Annotated in this window: 7 protein-coding genes and 1 pseudogene; 6 read left to right on the forward strand and 2 right to left on the reverse strand. The window is 62.3% G+C overall.

From position 1 onward, the window contains the following. Positions 1 to 13 precede the first annotated feature (13 nt). The 3 genes from G9463_RS08975 to G9463_RS08985 all read left to right on the forward strand — a co-directional run bounded on the left by G9463_RS08975 (position 14) and on the right by G9463_RS08985 (position 2027). Entirely contained in the window at positions 14 to 448 is a 435-nt protein-coding gene (locus G9463_RS08975) for a hypothetical protein (RefSeq protein WP_004962543.1), read from the forward strand. A gap of 68 nt (positions 449 to 516) precedes the next feature. Continuing rightward, the gene (gene asd, locus G9463_RS08980) at positions 517 to 1554 is read left to right on the forward strand and encodes an aspartate-semialdehyde dehydrogenase (RefSeq protein WP_165896504.1); all 1038 of its coding nucleotides are present in this window, start codon (positions 517 to 519) and stop codon (positions 1552 to 1554) included. 92 nt (positions 1555 to 1646) lie between these two features. After that, positions 1647 to 2027: a hypothetical protein gene (locus G9463_RS08985; RefSeq protein ID WP_004962547.1), complete on the forward strand. Its 381-nt coding sequence runs from the start codon at positions 1647 to 1649 to the stop codon at positions 2025 to 2027. Here G9463_RS08985 and G9463_RS08990 read toward each other — a convergent pair whose 3' ends face one another. Then, a complete protein-coding gene (locus G9463_RS08990) occupies positions 2028 to 2981 on the reverse strand; it encodes a D-2-hydroxyacid dehydrogenase (protein WP_165896505.1) in 954 nt (317 codons plus the stop codon). It lies immediately after the preceding gene. 216 nt (positions 2982 to 3197) lie between these two features. Here G9463_RS08990 and G9463_RS08995 point away from each other — a divergent pair, with 216 nt between their 5' ends. The 3 genes from G9463_RS08995 (at position 3198) to G9463_RS09005 (ending at position 5978) form a co-directional block, all read left to right on the forward strand. Then, positions 3198 to 3719, forward strand: coding sequence for a response regulator (locus tag G9463_RS08995; RefSeq protein WP_165896506.1), 522 nt, complete (start codon positions 3198 to 3200; stop codon positions 3717 to 3719). A 96-nt stretch (positions 3720 to 3815) separates the two neighbouring features. Further along, positions 3816 to 5174, forward strand: a complete 1359-nt coding sequence (locus tag G9463_RS09000) for an NAD(P)/FAD-dependent oxidoreductase (protein WP_165896507.1) — start codon at positions 3816 to 3818, stop codon at positions 5172 to 5174. A 663-nt stretch (positions 5175 to 5837) separates the two neighbouring features. Beyond that, entirely contained in the window at positions 5838 to 5978 is a 141-nt protein-coding gene (locus G9463_RS09005) for a hypothetical protein (protein ID WP_007188426.1), read from the forward strand. Between the two features lie 68 nt (positions 5979 to 6046). Here G9463_RS09005 and G9463_RS09010 read toward each other — a convergent pair. Next, positions 6047 to 6243 (reverse strand): annotated as a pseudogene (locus G9463_RS09010) (GAF domain-containing protein); the annotation flags it as partial.

A 6243-nucleotide genomic window follows, 5' to 3' on the forward strand; every position in this document is an offset into this window, starting at 1 on the left:
CCAACTGTCGCACATGTACACGGGGAAAACGGAGAAAGCCTGCTGTCTGTGCGGGAATCCCGACACGAAGACCCGTCTGGACCTGCCGCCGCGGGCGGTCCCGTTGCTCAAGCACGCCGACCCCATCGCCTGGCAGGACATCGTCGGCGAGGTGTCCATCTATTTCTGTGGCTCCGACTGGGAGACGGTGCGGGACCTCGTGTTAGAGACCGGGATGAGCCCGCTATCCCGGTGTAACGCCGCCCGCGCCTCCTTCGACCTCCGGGAGGACTTCGAGGCGCTGCTGAACGACATTCGGGACGAGCCGGACCACACGGAAATCGAGGCGGAGATGCGCGCCGAGGCCGAGGAGGCGCTGGCGAATCGCGACGACCCCTACGTAGAGGAGCGGGACCTCGTCGAGGCCCGCGTCATCGAATGGGTGTTCGAAGACACTGAAAACGAGTAACCCGACGAGGGCGGCGGTATGGCTTCGTATCCAAACTGTTTTGACCACCCGTAGCCGTGTGTCAAGCGATGACTGTACGCGTAGGTGTGCTCGGTGCGACTGGCGCAGTCGGGCAGCGACTTATCCAGCTGCTTGACCCCCACCCCGAGTTCGAAATCGCAGCACTGACCGCCAGCGACGCGAGCGTTGGCGAGACATACAAGGACGCCGCCAAGTGGCGCGTCAACTCCCCGATTCCCGAGGACGTGGCTGGGTTAGAAGTCCGCGCCACCGACCCGGATTCGGTGCCCGACGACGTCGGTCTCATCTTCTCCTCGCTCCCGTCGAGCGTCGGCGCGGAAGTCGAACCGGAGTTCTGTGAAGCCGGCTACACAGTCTCGTCAAACTCCTCGAACGCCCGGATGGACGAGGACGTGCCCCTCATCATCCCCGAGGTCAACGCCGACCATGTCGACCTCCTTGAGGTCCAGCGCGACGAGCGCGGCTGGGACGGCGCGCTCCTGAAGAACCCGAACTGCTCGACGATCACGATGGTCCCGCCGCTGGCCGGCCTCGACCGCGAGTTCGACCTGACCGACGTGCGCGTCTCGACGCTGCAGGCTGTCTCCGGCGCGGGCTACTCCGGCGTCACGTCGATGGAAATCATCGATAACGCCATCCCACACATCGGCGGCGAAGAGCAGAAGATGGAGAGCGAATCGCGCAAACTGCTCGGCTCGTTCGACGGCGCAGAAGTCCAGCTCAACGAGATGGACGTGGCCGCCTCCTGTAACCGCATCCCGACGCTCGACGGCCACCTCGAGAACGTCTGGGCCGACACGGCTGAGGACATCTCTGCGGCCGACGCCGAGGCCGCGATGGAGTCCGTGACTGGCATCGACTTGCCGTCCTCGCCGGAGAAACTCATCACGGTGTTCGAGGAACCCGACCGCCCACAGCCACGCCTGGACCGCAACGTCGAGGACGGCATGGGCGTCGCAGTCGGCGGGTTCCGCGAGACGACCGACGGCGTCCAGTTCAACTGCCTCGCACACAACACGATGCGCGGTGCCGCGGGCGCGAGCGTGCTGAACGGCGAACTGCTGAACAAACGCGGCTATCTGTAACGGTCGGCCTCGCCGAGCGCCGTTCTTCCGAGTCGCACGAGAACTGCTAGACGATCCGATATTTTTTCACGGCCAGACTCGACTTCTGGCATATGGTCTCCCGCGATACGAAGCTTCAGATCGGGGTGGTGAGCGCTGTCGTCCTCGTCTGGGCGCTCCTGTTCCGGGCGGTTCCGCTCGGCCCTGTCGCCTCGGTCGTGCTCGTCGCAGCTACGTACTTCGCCGTTCTGGCTGGCACACACCTGTATCTCGCGCTGGCAGGTGATAGCGAGACGCTTCCGGTCGCGGCCCGCTGGCGGTACATTGGGCTCGCGGCGGTAGTGGCCGTAGTCGAACTGCTGCAGGGTACCGTCGGGAGCACTAGCCTCGGGAGCGGTACAGTCGCGCACCTACTCGGCGGCGTGTTCGGTGTGACCGTCGTCTCGTATCTGGTGTACGAAGCCCGCGCTGGCTATCTCGCCAGCCGGCAGTGACTACAGTTCTATCTGATTCCTGAGGCCGTCCCACTTGCCAGTCCGCTCGGCCCGCTGGACGTTCTCAGCGACGATATCTGCCAGCCGTTCGTAGTAGCTCGGCGTGTGGCCGGCGTTGTGGGGCGTGATGAGGACGTTCTCGAAGTCCCACAGCGGGTGGTCGCCGGGCAGCGGTTCGGGGTCGGTCACGTCCAGCGCCGCGCCGTCGATGTGGTTGCGCTGGAGCGCACTGACCAGCGCGTCGGTATCGACAACTGGGCCGCGGGCCACGTTGGTGAGCACCGCGCTGGGAGGCATGGTCTGGAACACCGCCTCGTCGATGAGGTGGCGCGTCTCGTCGGTGAGCGGGCAGGCGAGCCCAACGTACTCCGTGTCGGTGACCGCTTCGCGGATCTCGTCGAAGCCGTACACCTCGTCCGTCGGGCCACCCTTCTCCGGCGAGTAGCGGACGCCAACGGTCTCCACACCGAACCCCTGCACGCGGTCGACGATTGCCTCGCCGATTTCTCCCAGCCCGACGATGCAGACACGGCTGCCGGCGAAGTCGTCGGTGTGGAACGACTGCCAGATGTGGTCGCGCTGGTGGCGACGGGCAGTGAAGAAACCCCGGGCAAAGGCGAGCCATGACCCGACGACATTCTCGGCGACGTTCGGCCCGTGGACGCCGGAGGCCGTCGTGAGCGCGATGTCGCGGTCCGCCAACTCCGAGAGTGGGAGGTGGTCGTATCCAGCGTATGTCCCTGCAAACAACTTCAGCGAGTCGGCAGTATCGACCAGTTCCGGCGAGACATCGTTGCCGGTCAGAACTGTCGCATCCGCAATCAAGTCCCGCTCGGCTTCGGGCGTCTCTGCGACGGCGACATCCCACTCCGGCAGTCGTTCCCGGAGCGCTGTCACGTACTGGTCGACCGGCATTCCGTGAACGCCGTAGCGCGTCACGACGATGTCGGCCATTGAACCTCTCCTGTGGCGTGCAGAGCCATACCGTCTGCTCCACGCGGGGGCCTCAAAACGGTGCCGGCAGTCTGTTGATAGTCCGCCAGAGATAGTGTTGCTATTGCTATAGTTAGAGAACGGTAGAAATACCAGCCTGAATTAGTAAAATTTGTAGTAATAGTACTCCGATATCTTAGCATATTTGTAGGATGGCCAGCGTACAGCGTTCAAGGAATGGGGAAATCGACGAGCGTTGCGGTGATCGATGACGACGAAGACTATAGACAGCTCTACAAGCTCTGGCTTCCGGAGGAATACGAAGTTATAGAGGCTGGTGACGGTCGTACGGGGTTGCAGTGCGTCGACGACTCAGTTGATGCAGTACTGCTGGACCGGCAGATGCCGAAACTGAGCGGCGAAACGGTCGCCGAAAAGCTCCGACAGCGGTCAGTTGCCCCTGCGGTCGTGATGATAAGCAGCGTCAAGCCGGACGTGGATATTCTGGATATTCCAGTCGACTCGTATCTCAGAAAGCCCGCTGACCGGGACACTCTGTTGTCAGTACTTTCGACGGTCCGGACTCGATGTGAATACGAGGCACAACGCCGGGAACTTCTGGGACTTGCCGACCGGCGGGCAACAGTTGCCGACGCTGTACGGGCCACAGCGCTCGCAGAGAGCGACGCGTACCGGCGGGCCGTCGAACGGCTGGAACAACACGACGTATCACTCGCCGACGCAGTGTCCGAGTCGTAGGGCACAGTGCGTTCCAGTTCAGTCAGGTGAGCGCGTCAGACCCCAGTTTCGATGCAAGACAATAGGTTTTAGCGGGCGCGGGACACCGTAGCGGGTATGGAACACGTAGACGTCGCCATTGTGGGTGGTGGCCCGGCCGGGTCGTCGGCGGCCGAGGCTGCAGCCAACCACGGGGCCGACGCCGTCCTCCTCGAAAAGGGGGTCCCCAGAGCCGACCGCGAGGGGACGGGGCCGGACTCGACGGACGCCGCCGGGTTGCTCGATTACTGGTTCGACATCATGGATATCCCGCGGTCGGAGTTCCCCGAAGACGTGGTGTTGAGCGAACTCGACGGGGCGAAGTTCTACGGCCCCTCGACGGAGATGACGCTTACCGAGACCGGTATCAGTTCCAGCGCTGACGGCTTCGGCATCACCTTCCATCGAGCGCGGTTCGACGACTGGCTTCGTGAGCGGGCGACGGACGCGGGCGCAGACTACCGCGTCGGCGTCAGCGTCACCGGCGTCGAGACAGACCTCCGGAGTTCGCCGCGACACACCGTCCGGCTGGCCAACGGCGAAGACATCGCCGCCGGGTTCGTGATTCTCGCCGACGGCCCACAGCGGACTATCACCGGCGGCACGCTCGACCAGTTCCTCCCGGCCGGACAGACGATGGCCGATATCATGCCGTCGAACAAGGTCAACCACATCGCCTATCAGGAACACCGCCGGATGCCAGAGGAGCTGTTCACACCGGAGTTCATCGAGTTCTGGTGGGGCATTATGCCCGGTCACACGGCGTACCCGTGGATTTTCCCGAACGACAATTCCGTCGCCCGCATCGGTCTGACGATGCCCATCGGGCTGGATATTGACGCCTACGACAGCGCCGAGTGGGACCTCCTCAACGCGAGCGACGACAGCATCCCGCAGGGCCGGCAGTACATCGAGCGACTGCTCGAACGGGAGTTTCAGGCGTACGACCTCGACGACTTCCCGCTCGTCGAAGAGCGCGGGAAATCGAAGGGGACCGAAACGTACCCCATCTCCTCGACCCGGCCGATAGAATCCCCGGTGGGTGCTGGCATCGCTGTGGCCGGTGGGGCAATGGGGACCACCTCGGCGTTCCACGAGGGCGGCGACCACGTCGCCGTTCGCACCGGAAAAATCGCCGGCCGCCTCGCCGCGAACGACCGCCTCGAACGGTACAACGACGCCTGGCACGACGCCATCGGCGACGAAATCCTCCGGAACGTCACCTTCGCGGACATGGTTCGAGACTGGCGGCCCGGCGACTGGGACCGAGCCTTTAGGACCGCCAACGACCTGATGGACGCCCGCGGAATCAAGGCCGATGCGGCGCTCCGTGGCGGCTACAACGGCATCAAGATGGTTCTGGCTTACAAATGGGGGAAGTTCTCCTCCCGCAACGGCAAGTACGTCCAGCTGCGCGAAGACGACTACGCCGTCTGAACGTCACCCTTAGGTGTGCGACCGGCTAACTACGGCTGCGTGCCTTTAATCCCCGGCTGAGACCCGTCACCGGGACAATGACGACCCGGAGAACCCGGGCACGCGACATGACCGCGGTTCACACCGCATCTGGTCGTTATTCAACGACCTGCCAGACGGTTGCACCGTCTGGGCGTTCGGTGATTACGCCGTAATCACCCGCGCTCGCGGCTGACGCCGCTCGCGCAATCGGTCGCCGTATCCGGCGACCCGCCCGGCACGAGGGTTTGCCGGCTGACGTGGCACACCGCCGAGGATGATGCCGGACGTTAGTGTTCCGGGCGTACATTTCAAGTGTGTTAGTGGGTACGTCTGAAATAGTACTGACACTGTCCACATTGGCTCTAGTGTGTCACTGAGGCAGGTATTTCCGTAGTTGCACCCTGTTAGTCGGATATTCAGGAATAATTAATGCCGGTGCTCCCGGGACTATGGCCATCGAGTAGACCCATGTCTGTCATTTTTACAGCCTCAGTAATATCGTTAGGCGACCACTATCGTTCGAGGGGTAATGATTCACTCAGGGTTGCGTCGTATTTTCTCACGGTCGATCCCAGTACGACAAAAGTATTTGCAGTAACATTTAAATATTGTTTGGTTGACATTATATTTGTAGATTAGACGATGTTCGCTCCACTGGCGCCGATGACCGTTGCCGTGCAAACTCTCGCAACACTCACCATCGTCGCATTGCTGTACATAGAGGTGAAATACGACTCCGGATCCGAAACCGGACAGCCCGAACAGGCTGCAGTCGATGACTGACCTACCCGCTATCAATCAGGCCGTACGTCAGCGCGAGCCGTCGCCCGACAAGGAGACGTTTCAGATGTTCACATTTTTAACGGCCACTGTATCTGTCCATCGCGTCGGCTCAGTTCGTATTTGAACCAGCGGGTGAGGAGTTCGACAAAGGCCTGTTCGTCCTGTCTGAACTGGCCCGACCGGGGGTCACGAGCAACGAAACAGACCGTCCCGAACAGTTCACCGTCAACTTCGATCTTCGCACCGAGGTAACAGCCGATACCGT

The organism is Haloarcula sp. JP-Z28 (assembly GCF_011440255.1).
In the GTDB taxonomy this organism is placed as follows: Archaea; Halobacteriota; Halobacteria; order Halobacteriales; family Haloarculaceae; genus Haloarcula; species Haloarcula marismortui.

What these genes read in the sequence shown, in the direction of transcription:
- G9463_RS08975 (WP_004962543.1), top strand. Translation starts at nt 14, where the DNA reads ATGTACACGGGGAAAACGGAGAAAGCCTGCTGTCTGTGCGGGAATCCC.
- asd (WP_165896504.1), top strand. Translation starts at nt 517, where the DNA reads ATGACTGTACGCGTAGGTGTGCTCGGTGCGACTGGCGCAGTCGGGCAG.
- G9463_RS08985 (WP_004962547.1), top strand. Translation starts at nt 1,647, where the DNA reads ATGGTCTCCCGCGATACGAAGCTTCAGATCGGGGTGGTGAGCGCTGTC.
- G9463_RS08990 (WP_165896505.1), bottom strand. Translation starts at nt 2,981, where the DNA reads ATGGCCGACATCGTCGTGACGCGCTACGGCGTTCACGGAATGCCGGTC.
- G9463_RS08995 (WP_165896506.1), top strand. Translation starts at nt 3,198, where the DNA reads ATGGGGAAATCGACGAGCGTTGCGGTGATCGATGACGACGAAGACTAT.
- G9463_RS09000 (WP_165896507.1), top strand. Translation starts at nt 3,816, where the DNA reads ATGGAACACGTAGACGTCGCCATTGTGGGTGGTGGCCCGGCCGGGTCG.
- G9463_RS09005 (WP_007188426.1), top strand. Translation starts at nt 5,838, where the DNA reads ATGTTCGCTCCACTGGCGCCGATGACCGTTGCCGTGCAAACTCTCGCA.